This window comes from Clostridium sp. L2-50, assembly GCF_000154245.1.
Classification (GTDB): domain Bacteria; phylum Bacillota; class Clostridia; order Lachnospirales; family Lachnospiraceae; genus Coprococcus.
Map to the genome: position 1 here is coordinate 1 of NZ_DS480320.1, position 15,235 is coordinate 15,235.

12 protein-coding genes are annotated in these 15,235 nt (G+C 41.1%); 2 read left to right on the forward strand and 10 right to left on the reverse strand.

Translation table 11 applies throughout. The annotated features are described in order from the left end of the window. Window positions 1-79: 79 nt before the first annotated feature. The gene (locus CLOL250_RS07185) at window positions 80-706 is read right to left on the reverse strand and encodes a class I SAM-dependent methyltransferase (RefSeq protein WP_008401613.1); all 627 of its coding nucleotides are present in this window, start codon (window positions 704-706) and stop codon (window positions 80-82) included. A 39-nt stretch (window positions 707-745) separates the two neighbouring features. Beyond that, window positions 746-1,468: a TraX family protein gene (locus CLOL250_RS07190; RefSeq protein ID WP_044945482.1), complete on the reverse strand. Its 723-nt coding sequence runs from the start codon at window positions 1,466-1,468 to the stop codon at window positions 746-748. 146 nt (window positions 1,469-1,614) lie between these two features. Between CLOL250_RS07190 and CLOL250_RS07195 the strand changes: the two genes are divergently transcribed. After that, entirely contained in the window at window positions 1,615-1,944 is a 330-nt protein-coding gene (locus CLOL250_RS07195) for a helix-turn-helix transcriptional regulator (protein ID WP_008401615.1), read from the forward strand. A 229-nt stretch (window positions 1,945-2,173) separates the two neighbouring features. Here CLOL250_RS07195 and CLOL250_RS07200 read toward each other — a convergent pair whose 3' ends face one another. The 3 genes from CLOL250_RS07200 to CLOL250_RS07210 are packed head-to-tail and all read right to left on the reverse strand — an operon-like array spanning window position 2,174 to window position 5,205. Beyond that, on the reverse strand, window positions 2,174-2,869 hold the full coding sequence (locus CLOL250_RS07200) for a hypothetical protein (RefSeq protein WP_008401616.1): 696 nt from the start codon (window positions 2,867-2,869) through the stop codon (window positions 2,174-2,176). A gap of 46 nt (window positions 2,870-2,915) precedes the next feature. Beyond that, a complete protein-coding gene (locus CLOL250_RS07205; RefSeq protein ID WP_044945485.1) occupies window positions 2,916-3,824 on the reverse strand; it encodes a hypothetical protein in 909 nt (302 codons plus the stop codon). A 28-nt stretch (window positions 3,825-3,852) separates the two neighbouring features. Then, window positions 3,853-5,205 (reverse strand): esterase/lipase family protein, encoded by a 1,353-nt coding sequence (locus CLOL250_RS07210; RefSeq protein WP_008401618.1) that lies wholly within the window; start codon window positions 5,203-5,205, stop codon window positions 3,853-3,855. Between the two features lie 152 nt (window positions 5,206-5,357). Between CLOL250_RS07210 and CLOL250_RS07215 the strand changes: the two genes are divergently transcribed. Continuing rightward, the gene (locus CLOL250_RS07215) at window positions 5,358-6,716 is read left to right on the forward strand and encodes a citrate synthase (protein WP_008401619.1); all 1,359 of its coding nucleotides are present in this window, start codon (window positions 5,358-5,360) and stop codon (window positions 6,714-6,716) included. A 435-nt stretch (window positions 6,717-7,151) separates the two neighbouring features. Here the strand turns inward: CLOL250_RS07215 and CLOL250_RS07220 are convergent, their stop codons facing one another. The 5 genes from CLOL250_RS07220 to CLOL250_RS07240 form a co-directional block, all read right to left on the reverse strand. Next, window positions 7,152-8,114: a beta-ketoacyl-ACP synthase III gene (locus tag CLOL250_RS07220; protein ID WP_008401620.1), complete on the reverse strand. Its 963-nt coding sequence runs from the start codon at window positions 8,112-8,114 to the stop codon at window positions 7,152-7,154. Window positions 8,115-8,271: 157 nt separating this feature from the next. Next, window positions 8,272-9,627 (reverse strand): ATP-binding protein, encoded by a 1,356-nt coding sequence (locus CLOL250_RS07225; protein ID WP_008401621.1) that lies wholly within the window; start codon window positions 9,625-9,627, stop codon window positions 8,272-8,274. Between the two features lie 335 nt (window positions 9,628-9,962). After that, window positions 9,963-10,403 carry an Hsp20/alpha crystallin family protein gene (locus CLOL250_RS07230; protein ID WP_008401623.1) on the reverse strand — a complete coding sequence of 147 codons (441 nt, stop codon included), beginning with the start codon at window positions 10,401-10,403 and terminating at the stop codon, window positions 9,963-9,965. Window positions 10,404-10,617: 214 nt separating this feature from the next. Then, window positions 10,618-11,991 (reverse strand): MFS transporter, encoded by a 1,374-nt coding sequence (locus tag CLOL250_RS07235; RefSeq protein ID WP_008401624.1) that lies wholly within the window; start codon window positions 11,989-11,991, stop codon window positions 10,618-10,620. Between the two features lie 16 nt (window positions 11,992-12,007). Beyond that, entirely contained in the window at window positions 12,008-15,046 is a 3,039-nt protein-coding gene (locus CLOL250_RS07240) for a glycoside hydrolase family 2 TIM barrel-domain containing protein (protein ID WP_044945488.1), read from the reverse strand. Window positions 15,047-15,235 lie beyond the last annotated feature (189 nt).

Genomic DNA, 15,235 nt, shown 5'->3' on the forward strand with positions numbered 1-15,235 from the left:
TATATTGAATAGAAATTGCAGTACGTCAATATACCATCAGGCTGGTTGTGACCATTGCTCTGCGCTCCTGATATCTTTTTTATTTCAACTTTGGCATATAGTAGAATTTTGTAGTTGTATCTCTGGTCTTATCTTTTACTTCATTTTTCAATTCAAAGCCTGCCTTATCAAATAATTCACTAAATACCGGATGATAATATGCGATCCAGATATCACGGTTTCTTGTCTTCTGACTTTCCTTGATTTTCTCTATAACCTGCTCAAAAACGCTTCTACCAAAAGGATTGTAGAAATAGAAAACATCGAAATCAGCATATCCGTCAAAATCCACAGCATTTGCATTTATCAATCTTACATCCATTTTTAAAATAGACATATTCTTCTTTGCGATACCTAACAAGTGCTTATCCAGATCCAGACCGGCAACCTTGCCATATCCGCTTTCAACCGCACATTTCATACAGATTCCTTTTCCGCATCCTACATCAAGGAATGAACATTCACTTGGATTGACCGGGATGGCCTTCAGCATACGTTTCATGTCTTTCTCATCTGTCATACTGTAGCCATGAAATTCTGCTACATTTTTCTGGATATCTCCGACATAGACCATACTGAAATCGAGACCACGCATTCTTTCTTTTATATAGTTAATTGAAAATCTGATCCATCTCTTAGTGCGCACTCCAAAACTATAGTTACTCATTTTAATTCTCCTTTGTTTTGCTTTTTATTTATCATCCATTTATCCGATCAACATCTTCAGACCGTATAACACCAAAAGGTGAAGCGGGTAAAAAAGATAATATCCATACTGTATCCATTTGCTTTTCTTACCAAGCTTGCCGTTGTACATCAGCAACAATGGGATTGCCAATAACGATACCAGTCTGATCCATGGTATTCCGTGTGAACTTATAACCCAGAACTCTGCAAGGTAACACAACGTAACGATAAAAAACGCTGTATATTTCTTCCGGTTACTATCTCTGAATACACCAAATGCCATTATCCACAGAACGATAATACAATTCAGATTGCCGGGGAATGACAAAATGCAGCAAATACCGACACCGAACAGTCTTAAGATCAGTGGTATTTCTTTCTTATTAAATATCACTAATGCCAGCAAACCTAAAAACAGACACCACATAATACTTGTCACTTTCCAGAACTCATATGGTGAATATCCAAATGCCAGTGCATGAGGTATATGTGAGATCAAGGTTGCTACAAACAAACGCATCAAATACTTTTTGATATTTGATGTGTGATAGTATCCTTCTACTATCATGAAACACATAACAGGCGCTGTTATTCTTCCTACCGCATACAAGGTCCAATGTAGTGCGTTCTCTGTTGGATAGAACACAATCGTCGCATGCTGTATGACCATGGCTATTACCGCGATCAGTTTCAGGGTATTTGCATTCAATCCGGTATTCTTTTGTAAATTATCTGCTTTCATTTTCTCCTCCGCATTTTTCACTTATATGTTGTAATACTACACATATACAGGAACTTTTCTTCCTGCCATTATACAGTTATAGTTCCTGTTTGTCAATTTAAATAAGAAGTATAATTCCTATATATAGATTACAAGGAGGTAATTCTGTGATAATATCCGATTTTCATGTGATAGGAAACAAACTGCTTCAATTCAGAAAGAAAGTACATTTGACACAGATAGAAGTTGCTGAATTAGCAGGATTGTCAGATCGAACCTATGCTGATATTGAACGTGGAAATGTAAATATGAGACTTGATACTTTGCTGAGAATATGCAGCGTACTTCATATAACGCCAAATGATATTTTGACAGAAGAACCGCCGGCATTTCAAGAATATAAAGATGAGATTCTATCGCAGTTAAATGACAGCCCGCCTAAAGTGCAGGATACCGCACTTAAGCTGCTGAACATCTATATGTCATCTATAGAATAAAAAAATCAGGAGCGTGGGGCTACAGCCGCAACCAGCCTGATGGTATATTGACATTAACGAAAATTTCGTTATGAAATGCATATTGCCGGTAGATACGGGTGCATGTTTGAGTCCGAAGGACGAGTTTGCACAAAAGTATTTACCGGCAATACACATTGAATAGAAATTGTAGTACGTCAATATACCATCAGGCTGGTTGTGGCTGTAGCCCTGCGCTCCTGATATCTTTTTAATTTCCTATAATTAACCATGAAGTCAGAATTCCCAGCAGACGTTCGTCCGGGTGTCCTGTCTCGGTCAGGAAGATCAATCCGATACGTTCATGATCTCTCCTGCTTTCTTCATAGTATTTTTTAATATTGGATACCTTTTCGTCATATGCGACAAATCGGAAGCGTTCTGATGGGTGTTTCTCCAATTCGATATATTCCTGCAGATCTCGAAACCGAGTTTTCTCATCGATGTGGCAGTTTGTATCACCCAGCAGATAAGGAAAGATACAGTTATCACTGAAATCTCCCACCACTCTTTTATCCTTTAAGATTGGCACATGGGAAATATTTCTGTCATTCATGATCCGTATAACCGGCATAACCGGATCATCCAGAGATCGCCATACCAGATCATTAAATGGTACTGCGATATCCATACACCGTACAGGATTCTTGATGCGATCCAGAACCATATCCAGAAGCTCAATCATTTTCTTCCCCGGCTGCACGGCGAATTCCTCATCCAAGCGTTGGTTATGCTGCAGAAGATTTCGAACCTCTCGACAGTAGTTAAGTTCAAATCGAATATCTTTGAACTCACTTCTCTTTTCCAGCTTTGCAACCGCCGAACCATCCGGCGGAAGCTTGAATTCATTGATTGCCGCATTCTCAAGTTCCTTATATTTGTCTAAAAATAACTCTGTATTATCCATACGATACCCCTCCAAAAGAATACTATAGCGTCTCTGCCACCAATGATTATTCCTGTATATTGTAATTGAAGTAGGAATAGCCGCCTATCTCCATCCATGAACCATTGCTCTGGATTGACTGGATCAGATTCTCATCTGCCTCGATTCTGGTGCAGCTGTTATCAGCACCTGCTTCATATACATTATCACTTCCGATCAACACATAACCGGTTGTATCATCTTTTTCCATATAATATACACCGCTGTCTGTTACAGCACTGCTAAATTCCCGGTTATATTCCCTTACCGCCAGCGCCACAGCCCTCTGATCATCTGTAAAATCAAATACACCGATCGTAATCGTCTTGGATGCTGAATTATTTCCCCAGTCAATCACGCGGAGAGTATACTCTGCATATCCGCCTTCACTGGTGTCTATTTCCTGATCGATCGTGAGCTTTTCTGCCAGATTCGGTTCAGAATCATTTACATTATAATATTTCAACAGATCGACCATCTCCCCTTTGAGCACGCCAATTTTCTCAGGTCCCGTTATATCCGGGAAATCATGATCCACAACCTCTATCGTAACTATATTATGTTTCTTTAGCCTGCCGCATCTAACTGTATATTTCACCTTATAAGGTCCGACCTTATCCGGCTGAAAATCAGCTTCATCACATTCTACTGTTGCTTTATCATTTACCGGCTGCACATAATTCTTTATATCAAACGGTGTTCCAAGTGCATATTCACTTCCTATCTTTGTCACCTTCATATAGCGATTCTGCATGATCTTACTGACTGTAAATACCAGAATGATTCCGACAACAACTGCCATTATCACTATAAACTGATTTGCCGTCATGCCTCTGCGTCTTTTTCTACCCGAGGATGGCCGCCTGCCGTTTTTTGCAGTGTTTTGATTTGCTTTCTTTTTTCCTGCTGCATTTGAAACTCGCTTTTTTTCTCCCATTATCATACTGCTCCTTTTCTTTTATACATCAATATCCCTTTGTTTTTAAATCATGAACCAGCTTCACATAAAATTCCCGGACATCAAATCCCGGAATATTTTCCCGGTTTAGATCGATCACATCTCCATGCGAGATTCCACGCTTCCCCTCCACTGTCAGGTATTTGAAATCTGCTCCCCATGGGAATGATTTTTCGCCTACCAGTCCATCATTTGCTCCATCAAAATATTTTACCAATCGATATGTATAATTCAGCGGAAATCTGCCATTTCCTGCCACATTCTGCCTCGAACCAACGCTCTGATATAACACGCCCTGTGCATCATGTAATTTATCATTTAGGGCTTTACATGCCGAAGCTGTCAGATCTTTTACTCCCAACAGAAAATCCGGCGAATCATCGCCCAGTTTTTTAAATACTGCATTATACGCTTTTGCCACGCTCTGCTGCTCTTTTTCCGGAACAATATTTAACAGATAATCTGCAAATTCACATCCCCGGTGCGGTGTATTTATCGTTGTTAGTGATGCAACATACCGATCTGTACCAAGTTCTGATAAGGCATAGCGCATATCCAGACCACCTTTTGAATGTGCGATCACATTTACTTTTTCACAGCCCGTTTCAGTTACGATCTCCCGGATTCTTGCATCCAGCTCCTGCGCACATGCCGGAACCGATGCTGCCGACTGGTGATTGCCATAAAAAAGAACTGCACCATTTGTCTCCAGTTCCTTTGGAATTCTTCCCCAGTAATTTAACAATTTGAAATCCCGGAAGAAGATACCATGCACCAGCAGAATCGGGTATTTTGTTTTGCAGATCTGCTCTTTATTCCGTTCCCGATTCAATCGAACCTTATCATTTTCAAATGAAACCTCTCCTATCGTCAAGCGAAGTATCTTCCCAAGTACGACCAGATTTACAACCGGTATCATGCCACATACAGCTCCGATCCCTCTCCATTTGATACCAAGCTGTTCTGACGTCAGATATATCCGGATCATTCCATTCCAGAACACAACTGCTTCCACAAGAATCGCTGTCAATATATGAAATACCCACATTTTCCCATTTGTCGGTATATATTCAGCCGGAAGAACTTTTGCCATACATAAAACGGTATATATAATTGTAAGCACTGTGGATACACAGAATACAAATAGCTGCATACAGCCGTTTCTGCATTTGCTAAGTCTTGGTGTTTCCAGTTTTCCGCACAATACCGTCGGTATTACACAGACCATCCCCGTAACAAGCCATGGAACAATATCGTACAACACGCTATTATAAACTCTGCCTGACAATACCGTACAGGCAGCAAGCCCGACTGCAAGGCTTCCAAAGACTGTAACAACCGCCAATCTCCCTTTTCTCATGTATATCCTCCGTTTTATACACTCTCCTTTTTTGTAACCATACTAATTATACCAAAGCATGTGCTGCCTTGCTACAATTATTTCATTGCATTCTCTATAAAAAAATGCGATAATGACTTTTAGTATTATCCTATTCACAGGAGGAAATTGAAATGTCAATTAATAATATCGGCCCTTTCACAAAGAGCCATCTGGATATGTGTATCAAAAACAATAGCATTGACGATGCCTTATATGAAAAATATGGTGTAAAACGTAGTCTCCGTGATTTAAACGGTATCGGTATCAATGCCGGAATCACGAATGTCTCTCTCAGTAAATCATTTACAACAGATGAAAACGGCAATCGTGTTCCATGTGCTGGAGAGCTCTACTATCGTGGTTACGAAATTCATGATCTGATCAAAGGATTTTTTCTGGATAATCGTTTTGGTTTTGAGGAATGTACATATCTCCTGTTATTCGGCGTTTTGCCGGATGAAAAGGAGCTTCAGAACTTCAAGCAGGTTTTAAATATCAGTTATGATCTGCCGCATCATTTCATCCAGGATGTGATCATGAAAAGTCCGACTGCCGATATTATTGCAAATATGACAAAGAGTACACTGGCTCTTGGTTCATACGATAAAAAGATGGGTGACAACTCTCTGGAAAATGTATTACAGCAGTGTATCCAGTTGATCAGTATGTTCCCTCGTCTGGCTGTTTATTCCTATCAGGGATACCGCCATTACGAACTTGGCAAGAGCTGTTATATCCATAAGCCGCTTCCTGAATTATCGTTTGCCGAAAATATATTAAGTACCCTGCGTTCCAATCGGAAATACACCCGTCTGGAAGCCCGTGTACTGGATCTGGCACTGGTACTTCATATGGAACACGGCGGTGGAAGCAACTCAACCTTTACAACGCGTGTTGTAACCTCTTCCGGTTCCGATACATATGCAACAATGGCTGCTGCCCTCTGTTCCTTAAAGGGACCTTTAAACGGTGGCGGTGACTATCAGGTTATGGGTATGATGAAAAATATCCGTGACAATGTATCCGATATCACAGATGAGGAAGAAGTTGGCGAGTACATTCGTAAGATCGTCAACCGGGAAGCATATGACAAGACCGGTATCGTATATGGTATGGGACATCCATTCTATTCCATATCCGATCCCCGTGCTCTGGAATTCAAGAAATATGTAAAGCTTTTGGCAGCCGAAAAGGGTATGGACGAAGAATATGCCCTTTATGAGATGATCGAGCGTATTGCACCTGAGATCATTGCCGAAGAACGTAAGATCTACAAAGGTGTTTGTATCAATATTGATTATTACAGCGGACTTCTCTACAAAATGTTAAAGATTCCTGCTGAGATGTTTACTCCGTTATTTGCAATCGCACGAGTAGTCGGTTGGAGCGCACACCGTATGGAAGAGCTTGTTAATTCCTACAAGATCATCCGTCCTGCCTACACCAGCATTGCAGAGATTAAAGAGTACGTTCCTATCAACGAACGATAATATAAAAGAGACTGTAGCAGCTTACAGCTAATCAGTCCTGTCCAGGTGACTTTGAAACGAAATGGAAAATAGCATTACATATTATTCCGCAAGGCGTTTGCACTCTATTCTCACGTAGCAGTCCTAAATTCCCCACCTAACGGTGGCTCATTAACGACTGACGTGAGAAAAGGCTTGCTACATAACAGTAATGCTATTTTCCATTTCTGCTTAATCTGGCATTATCTGGACAGGACTTTATTAATTGTATGCTGCTACAGCCTTTTCTCTCTGTCGTTCATCTATCTCGATCCTATATTGTTATGAAGCAAACCTTTCCGAACGCCGGTACTTAGGTTGCGTCTTTTGCAACCTTATGTACCGCTGCGTTGAGGAATAGAGCGAAAGCGTTTTGCGGAATAACAAGTATAGGATCGAGATAGTTAGACGCAAGCCCTACCACTCGAGGACGATCGCGCCATAGGTTAAGCCGGCGCCAAATGCTGACATTGCAACCTTGTCACCACGTTTTAAGCCGCCATCACGCACCAGACTGTCGAGCATGACAGGTACACTGGCAGCACTCATATTTCCGGTATATCCAAGTGTCATCGGGAACTTCTCGATCGGCGCTTTTAACCGCTTTGCTACTGATTCGATGATACGGACATTTGCCTGATGAAGAACGAAATAATCAATATCATCGGCTGTCATATCTGCCTTTTCCAATGCTTCGAGCAGGCACTTCGGGCACTGTCTGACTGCGAATTTGTATACTTCCTGTCCATCCATATGCAGATAATCATGTTCGATCCCGGCTTCCGTAAATATATTGTGAGTACGTCTGCTCTCGCAGTTCAGAACCATTCCCTTCTTACCGATCGATCCCTGTACTACACTGATAATTCCCTTGTCGGATTCTTCCAGATACGCTGCACCTGCTCCATCTCCAAACAACACGCAGGTCCCACGATCGTTCCAGTCGAGGATCTTGGATAATGTCTCCGCACCAATTACCAGTGCATTCTTAACAAAGCCTGTCTCGATGTACATTTTTGCCACATTGAGTGCAAATACAAATCCTGAACATGCAGCATTTACATCAAATGCAATGGCATTGTCTGCACCAAGTTCCGCCTGAACCTGACATGCGGCACTCGGTGTATAATAATCCGGTGTTACTGTTGCAAGCACGATCAGTTCTACATCAATTGCTTCTTTTCCTGCCATCTCCAAGGCTTTCTTTGCAGCCTCTGCTGCCATTCCTGCAGTCGTTTCATGTACTGCGATTCTTCTATTCTTAATTCCGGTTCGGCTGGAGATCCACTCGTCCGAAGTATCTACATATTTCTCAAGGTCTGTATTTGACACATTTTTTTCCGGTAAAAAGCTTCCGGTTCCCATTATTCTTATTGGCATAGGTTTTCCCCTTTGTATTTTTTTATTGTTATATATCCCTCATTTTAGGCTTGTTTTCATTCGGTCTATATATCTTCCTGCATTGTTTAATCCCGCTTAGTATAACATAACATACCAATTCCAGCAATTCCCTGTAAAGAATCTATGTGCATTCCTTTTATAAGTCGCTTAGGTCTATTTCATATATCATCTGATCTGGCTCTTTTTCCTGATGAAAAAAGATGACCATATACCAGGGCAGATATGTGATCCCATTCTCTGACTCTATATTTCCTTTTGAAAAGACAACCGACTCTTTAAATTTCCAGTTTTCAACCTGTAATGCACGATCCAACGCTTTATGTTTATGGTAATCATTTCCAGATTTTACTTCTACAAGCTCAACCGACAAACCTCTTTGTAATACAAAATCTAACTCTCCAATCTTTTTTGAATCATAATAATTCAAATGAAAGCCACCTGCCTGAAGGTTCTGTGCAAACGCATTTTCAAGAATACTCCCCATATTAACATCCACGTTTCCCATTAGCAGATCGAACTGAACATTTTCCATACAAGCCGCACACAGCAACCCGACATCACCCATATACAATTTGAAAAGATTTCTCTTTTCGCTTAACTGCAATGGCGGCTGAGGTTCTGCTACGTTATAACATGCCAGTGCGACTCCTGCATCTGTCAGCCAGTTAAAGCAATCCTCGTATCGTAACATTCTGGCATCCGGATGGATACTACTAAGTTTAAATCTGCGATTTTTTTCATTTAACTGGGATGGAATGCCATCATATATTGCTTTGATCTTTGCTTTCTCATTCTCTGATGCGTATTTTGCAATATCCAATCGATATAAATCCAAAATACTTCTCTGGTTCATAACAACCTTTGCTATATCATGTGTATCTACATAAATCTGTACATTCTCCGGCATTCCACCTACCACAAGATAACTATAAAACAGCTTGCTTAATGTTTCATGTATGGAATCTGAAACCTTCGTTGTATTATCATAACACCCTTTCAAATATTCAAATGTTGATGACTGTATACCATTTGCCCACATGTACTCCTCAAAATCAAGAGGATACATCTGTAATATCTGTTCAAAACCAACCGGATATGAACTGATTTCTTTATACCGGACTCCCAACAGCGAACCTGATTCTATATAATCAAATCTTCCATCCTCCACAAGAAATTTTATTGCGGCTCTTACCTGTGGGCATTCCTGCACCTCGTCAAATAAAATCAATGTCTTTCCCGGTTCCAGACGTGTCTGTAGATAAGCTGTCATATTCGTTATGATTGTTTTGACAGTCAGCTTTCCATCAAATATTTTAAAAGCATTTTTATCGGTTACAAAATTAATTTCTGCAAAATATTCATACTCATTTGCTCCAAATTCACGAATTAATGTTGTTTTTCCAATTTGCCTTGCACCAATTACACATAATGCTTTTCCTTTTTTACTATTTTTCCACTTCAACAGTTCCTGATATACTTTTCTTTGTAACATTTCTTTCTCTCCATAAAATAAACATTATATATATTATTGTAACGTTTTTCTTTGTTTTTGCAAGGCAATTTGTAACGTTTTTCTTTATTTTTTACATGTTTATATAACATATTTCGCATTCATTTGTATATTTCGGTAACATTTTTCTCATTTTTACAGGTCGATTTGTAACGCTTTTCTTCATTTGCAAAATTACTCTATAAATTAAAAAACCGGTGCTTTTACGCAGTTACGCAAAAGCACCGGCTTTTTTGGGGTCTTATATGATTAACATTTCCTTTCAGAGGAATGCGTGTGTTACTTTGCTATTCCGTCTGTACAGAGAATAGAGCATTTTATCCTTCGATTGAAATATATTTACTTTCTTCAACCTTTGGCTTCTCTTCTTTCTTTGGTACGCTGATCTTTAAAACACCATCTTCAAATTTTGCCTTGATGTCTTCCTTTTCAACTGCCTTACCAACATAGAAGCTACGGCTGCAAGAACCACAATATCTTTCACGGCGGACATATTTGCCTTTCTTGTCCTGATCGCCTGTTTCTTTCTTCGTTGTACCTGTGATGGTCAGATAACCATCCTTCAATTCTGCCTTTACATCTTCTTTCTTGTAACCAGGCATATCAATATCCAGTTCAAATGAACCTTCGGTCTCTTTTACATCTGTCTTCATAATATTAGCAGGCTGTGTATAACCTGTTGTCACTTTATAAGGACGTGCAAAATCATCAAATAAATCATCAAATAAATTTTCTCCAAAAATACTAGGCATCAACATAAGTCATTCCTCCATTCAAATACATACATTTTATTCTTTTGTGTGCTGACCATTGTCAGAACACGTAATTGTTATTTTTCCGGAACTCCAGAACCTCCATCAGTCTCTATCTGATGTCCTCTCCTTCGTTCTGATTATGTTATACCACTTGTATTAGCACTCGTCAATAGCGAGTGCTAATAATTTTTGTGAAAAATCTGTGAAGTCTTGTAGATTATTCTCCTGCACACATTCCCCGCTCTGCCTTAAGCTTTTCATTTGCCGCTTCCACATTCATTCTGGAAAGTATAAGCAGGATTAGTATATCAAATATCAACGGCAGCCACAGATACATGAACTGCATCATATCAAGAGCCGACTGTGGCTGAACCGCCATCGTTCCTTTATAACCGGACAGTTCAAGGAGCCAGCCGACAACCGCCGTTCCGATTCCTCCTCCGATCTTTACACCAAGCGAAGTACAGGAGTACATAGTTCCGTCAACCCGCTTTCCCTGTGTCAGGTAGGTATATTCGGAACAGGAAGCAATAACCGCATTCATATCTCCCTGCCAAGGTCCCTGGCCTAGCGCTGCAAGAGCTGTAAATGCCAGCATAAGCGGGATGTTTCCAATATAGCCGGCAACAACAACCAAGGCTCTGCCAATAACCGCTATGATATATCCTCTAAGGTTCAGCTTATACATGCCCTTCCATTTGCCAACCAGCGTCGGTGTAAATATCAGTGCTATAATGAGGGGAATATTTACTGCCCAGGCAAACTGCCCGAACAGATTCTTATTCTTAAGAACCCATGTCATATAGAACAGACCCGCACCGATCATGGCACTGTAAAGCTGCTGCAAGATGTAAGTTCCACAGATCATAATATAATATTTGTTCTTAATAAGGAGCTTAAATGCCTGAACCAGACTATACTTCTCCTCGGTTTTCTTCGGCTCTCCATCGTTTAATTCTTCCTCCGGAAGCTCCTTCACAGACAGACCGGAGATCGTATTTACCACAAGACCAACTATCGCATAGATGATTGCTACTAATCTCCATGCCGCCGCATCTCCACCGCACCAGTCCACGAATCCGACCGTGATCGTCTGGATCAAAAGGCTTGTTGAAAATGCAAATATAAACCGATAAGAACCCATCTGAACTCGTTCTTTGCTGTTCTTTGTGATCAGTGAGGTAAGTGCCGAATACGCAATATTATTTGCCGTGTAAAACACACCATTTAACAATGTGTATGCAATGAAAAACCATGTATACTGTGCAGCCTTACCCATACCGGCTGGAACTGCAAAACATGCAACCAGCGTGATTGCACAGCCAATATATCCATAGATCATCCATGGTCTTGCCTTTCCCAGTCTGCTGTGTGTCTTATCAATCAGGGATCCGAAAAATACATCCGTAAATCCATCGAATAATTTGGATACCGCGATCAGTGTGCCGACAATGCCTGAAGCAAGTCCGACCGTATCCGTCAGGTATACCATGACAAAGGATGTCAGAAACGCATATACCACATTTCCCGCGATATCTCCCGAACCATAACCTACTTTATTATACCATTTTAAATATTTCTTCTCTTCCATCCGTATCTCCTCCTAATTAACCCCTCACAAACGGTACCAGCGCGAAATCAAACCGGAACTCATTTTCACTGAACCTGTATTCATCCGAAACAACCGGGCCACAGCTGTTCGAACCGATTCCATTCTGTGCATGATCAATACAGAGCACCGTACTGTCGGCTTCCGTAAGCTCATAATTGTGTTTCGTCTGCGTAAGCACTTCCTGAGTGTAATAAGAGGCATTAAATGAAAATGTATGTTCTGCTGCAACAGCCATTCCATATCGTTGATTTGTCAGTTCCACATAATCACAGTCATAGTGGCTTCCATTCTCCTGCGGCATGATATAGTCCTCATGAAGCTCCTGCACAGAACTTCTGAACAAGCCGTGGCTGGCAGCCCTGTGCTTGTCGCGGTAGCTTTCCTGTGGTCCCATGCCATAATAGGCAGCCTCAGAAAGCTTCTTATCCAGAAACATTCTTATACCAAATCTTGGAAGATCCGGGAGTTCTTCATCTTTTACTGCTGTTATTCCCGCAGCAATTCTGCCTGCGCCATCTATTTTCCACATAATCTCTACATCGATCAGCTTTTGAACGGTTGGAGCTACCACACCTGCATGGCACATAATCATTACTCCGAATTTGTTCTGAAGGATCTGTTCACTATATGCTCTTGTGTATGCCTCATCATAATGAGCCTTCTCCCATTCTGCCCGGATATACATATCGTTATCTGTAGGCGCACGCCAGATGTTAAGCTCCATTGGATGATTCAGATATTCCCTGCCTGCATACTGAAGTCCGCTGAACAAGCCGGTACGCTTATCCAGCCGATATGTGAAGCCATCACCATTTAACACGATCCATGCATCGTCTTCCTCTACCCTGATATCGGATACTGCCACATCCGAAGCCGTCCATTTGGCAGCTGTCTGGTTTCTTCCATCTTTATTCTCAAGCAGAAGTTCATCAAAGCCCAATACATGACCCGCAGAAACTAACGGAAGCTCTTTCTTTAACTGATAAGAAAGCTTCAGATATACTCTGCCTGCCGTAGGAACATCGATATCAAGCCCCACGGTGCAATCACTGTGCGGAGCAGCCGAAGCACCCACTACCTTGCCCTTCTGAACACTTAAGCCATCCTGAGTTACCTCATAACAGATATCCACAAAATCCTGAATATCATCAAAATCCATATAGTTATGAAGGGTAAGCGTTCCTCTCTCCTGATCAAATGACCGAACTCTGACCGGGCGGTAGACATTTTTGTATTCGAGCAGTCCGGTATGCGGGGTTCTGTCCGGATACACAAGACCATCCATACAGAAATTACCATCATGTATCGCCTCTCCATGATCTCCGCCATAGTAATACTTCGTCTTTCCGTTTTCCGCTTGATCATGCGCAACTGCATGGTCGCACCATTCCCATACAAATCCACCGCACATGCGGTCATCACTGTGGATCATTTGGAAATAATCTTCAAAATCTCCGGGACCATTTCCCATGCTGTGGCAGTATTCAACCAGCAGAAATGGTTTGCTTCCGTCCTTTTCCAGATATTCCTCGATCTCTGACAGCGCTGGGTACATACGGCTGTACAGATCCAGATTCTCATAATTATAGGTCACATCATAATTTCTGTATCTTGCACTTTCATACTGGGTAATACGGGATGGATCATACTGCTTCGTCCATGCAAGTGCCTTTTCAAAATTGCAGCCATATGCACTTTCATTTCCCATCGACCACATCACGATACAGAAACGGTTCTTATCTCTCTCGACCATCCGCTTCACCCGGTCAAGAATAGCCGCCTCCCATTCCGGATTGTCTGCAATCTTCTCATTCCACTTTTTGAACCGGTTGTAGTCAGTATCCTCTTTGCGATATAACATATATGGGCCATGTGCTTCTATATCCGCCTCGTCGCATACCATGAAGCCATATTTGTCACACATCTGATAAAAATACGGTGCATTTGGATAATGACTGGAACGGATCGCATTGAAGTTGTGCTGTTTCATAAGGGTAAGATCCTTTTTTATCTTCTCCACATCCACTGTAAAGCCGGTTACCGGATCAGAATCGTGCCGGTTGACACCGCGGAATTTGATCTTCTGTCCATTGAAGTAAATAACTTTATCCTTTATCTCTATCGTTCTGACAGCGATATGATCAACGATCGTCTCATTTTCACTCTGCAAAATGAGGGTATACAGATATGGATTCTCGGTGTTCCAAAGTGTCGGCTGTATAATCTCAAATGTGAAAGCTCCGTCATGCTCTGCCTGTTCTTCCGCTACAACCACACCATTCCTGTCTTCGATCGTAACCTTAACCGCTGTCTCCTGATAAAAGCTCAGATCGAGCTTCACCTCAGCCTTTTCCTTTAAAACAGAGGTCGTGATACGGTAGTCGCGAATGGCGCACTCCGGTCTTTTCAGAATATATACATCATGGAAAATTCCACTCATCCGAAATTTATCCTGATCCTCCAGATAAGAACCGTCACACCATTTCATAACAAGGACAGCGATCGTATTTTCTCCCTCTTTTAAAATGTCTGTCACATCAAACTCACCGGTCATATGGGATACCTGACTGTATCCGACATATTCCCCATTTATCCACACATAGAAGCAGCTATCCACACCTTCAAAATTCAGAAATGCCTTTGCCGCATCCACATCCTTTGCATAAGAAAAGGTATGCACATAAGCTCCACACGGTATATCCTGTGGGACATATGGTGGGTCAAATGGAAATGGATAGCGGATATTTGTATACTGGTGTGTATCATATCCTGCCATCTGCCATACGCCCGGAACCTCGATCTCGTCAAATGCTCCGGTGTCATATCCCATCTCATAAAAAGCATCCTTCACATCATAAATACTTTTAAAATATTGGAATTTCCATTTTCCATTTAATAACTGTAACCGATCTGATCCTTCTCTGTGCTCGACCAGATCATCCATCCTACAGGAAGCCGGTACATAGTATGCCCTTGCAGGCTGTGTATTTTCATGTAATACATTCAAATTCTCATAATAACGTGGCACTATCATAAGTAATCCTCCCTTATATGTACTTTTTTGTTTTCAACTATTCTTATGTTTTTGATATTATTTGCAAATATTATCTTGTTATTTCGTTTTGTCTGTATTTATCATACACTTTAACAGCATTTCTGTCTATGAACCGGAATGGACAGAATATGGACAAAATGATACAATATCAATAAATCTTTTTATACT

Excerpts from the sequence above, each read along its gene's own strand:
- CLOL250_RS07185 (WP_008401613.1), bottom strand. The coding sequence starts at position 706 with ATGAGTAACTATAGTTTTGGAGTGCGCACTAAGAGATGGATCAGATTT.
- CLOL250_RS07190 (WP_044945482.1), bottom strand. The coding sequence starts at position 1,468 with ATGAAAGCAGATAATTTACAAAAGAATACCGGATTGAATGCAAATACC.
- CLOL250_RS07200 (WP_008401616.1), bottom strand. The coding sequence starts at position 2,869 with ATGGATAATACAGAGTTATTTTTAGACAAATATAAGGAACTTGAGAAT.
- CLOL250_RS07205 (WP_044945485.1), bottom strand. The coding sequence starts at position 3,824 with ATGGGAGAAAAAAAGCGAGTTTCAAATGCAGCAGGAAAAAAGAAAGCA.
- CLOL250_RS07210 (WP_008401618.1), bottom strand. The coding sequence starts at position 5,205 with ATGAGAAAAGGGAGATTGGCGGTTGTTACAGTCTTTGGAAGCCTTGCA.
- CLOL250_RS07215 (WP_008401619.1), top strand. The coding sequence starts at position 5,358 with ATGTCAATTAATAATATCGGCCCTTTCACAAAGAGCCATCTGGATATG.
- CLOL250_RS07220 (WP_008401620.1), bottom strand. The coding sequence starts at position 8,114 with ATGCCAATAAGAATAATGGGAACCGGAAGCTTTTTACCGGAAAAAAAT.
- CLOL250_RS07225 (WP_008401621.1), bottom strand. The coding sequence starts at position 9,627 with ATGTTACAAAGAAAAGTATATCAGGAACTGTTGAAGTGGAAAAATAGT.
- CLOL250_RS07230 (WP_008401623.1), bottom strand. The coding sequence starts at position 10,403 with ATGTTGATGCCTAGTATTTTTGGAGAAAATTTATTTGATGATTTATTT.
- CLOL250_RS07235 (WP_008401624.1), bottom strand. The coding sequence starts at position 11,991 with ATGGAAGAGAAGAAATATTTAAAATGGTATAATAAAGTAGGTTATGGT.
- CLOL250_RS07240 (WP_044945488.1), bottom strand. The coding sequence starts at position 15,046 with ATGATAGTGCCACGTTATTATGAGAATTTGAATGTATTACATGAAAAT.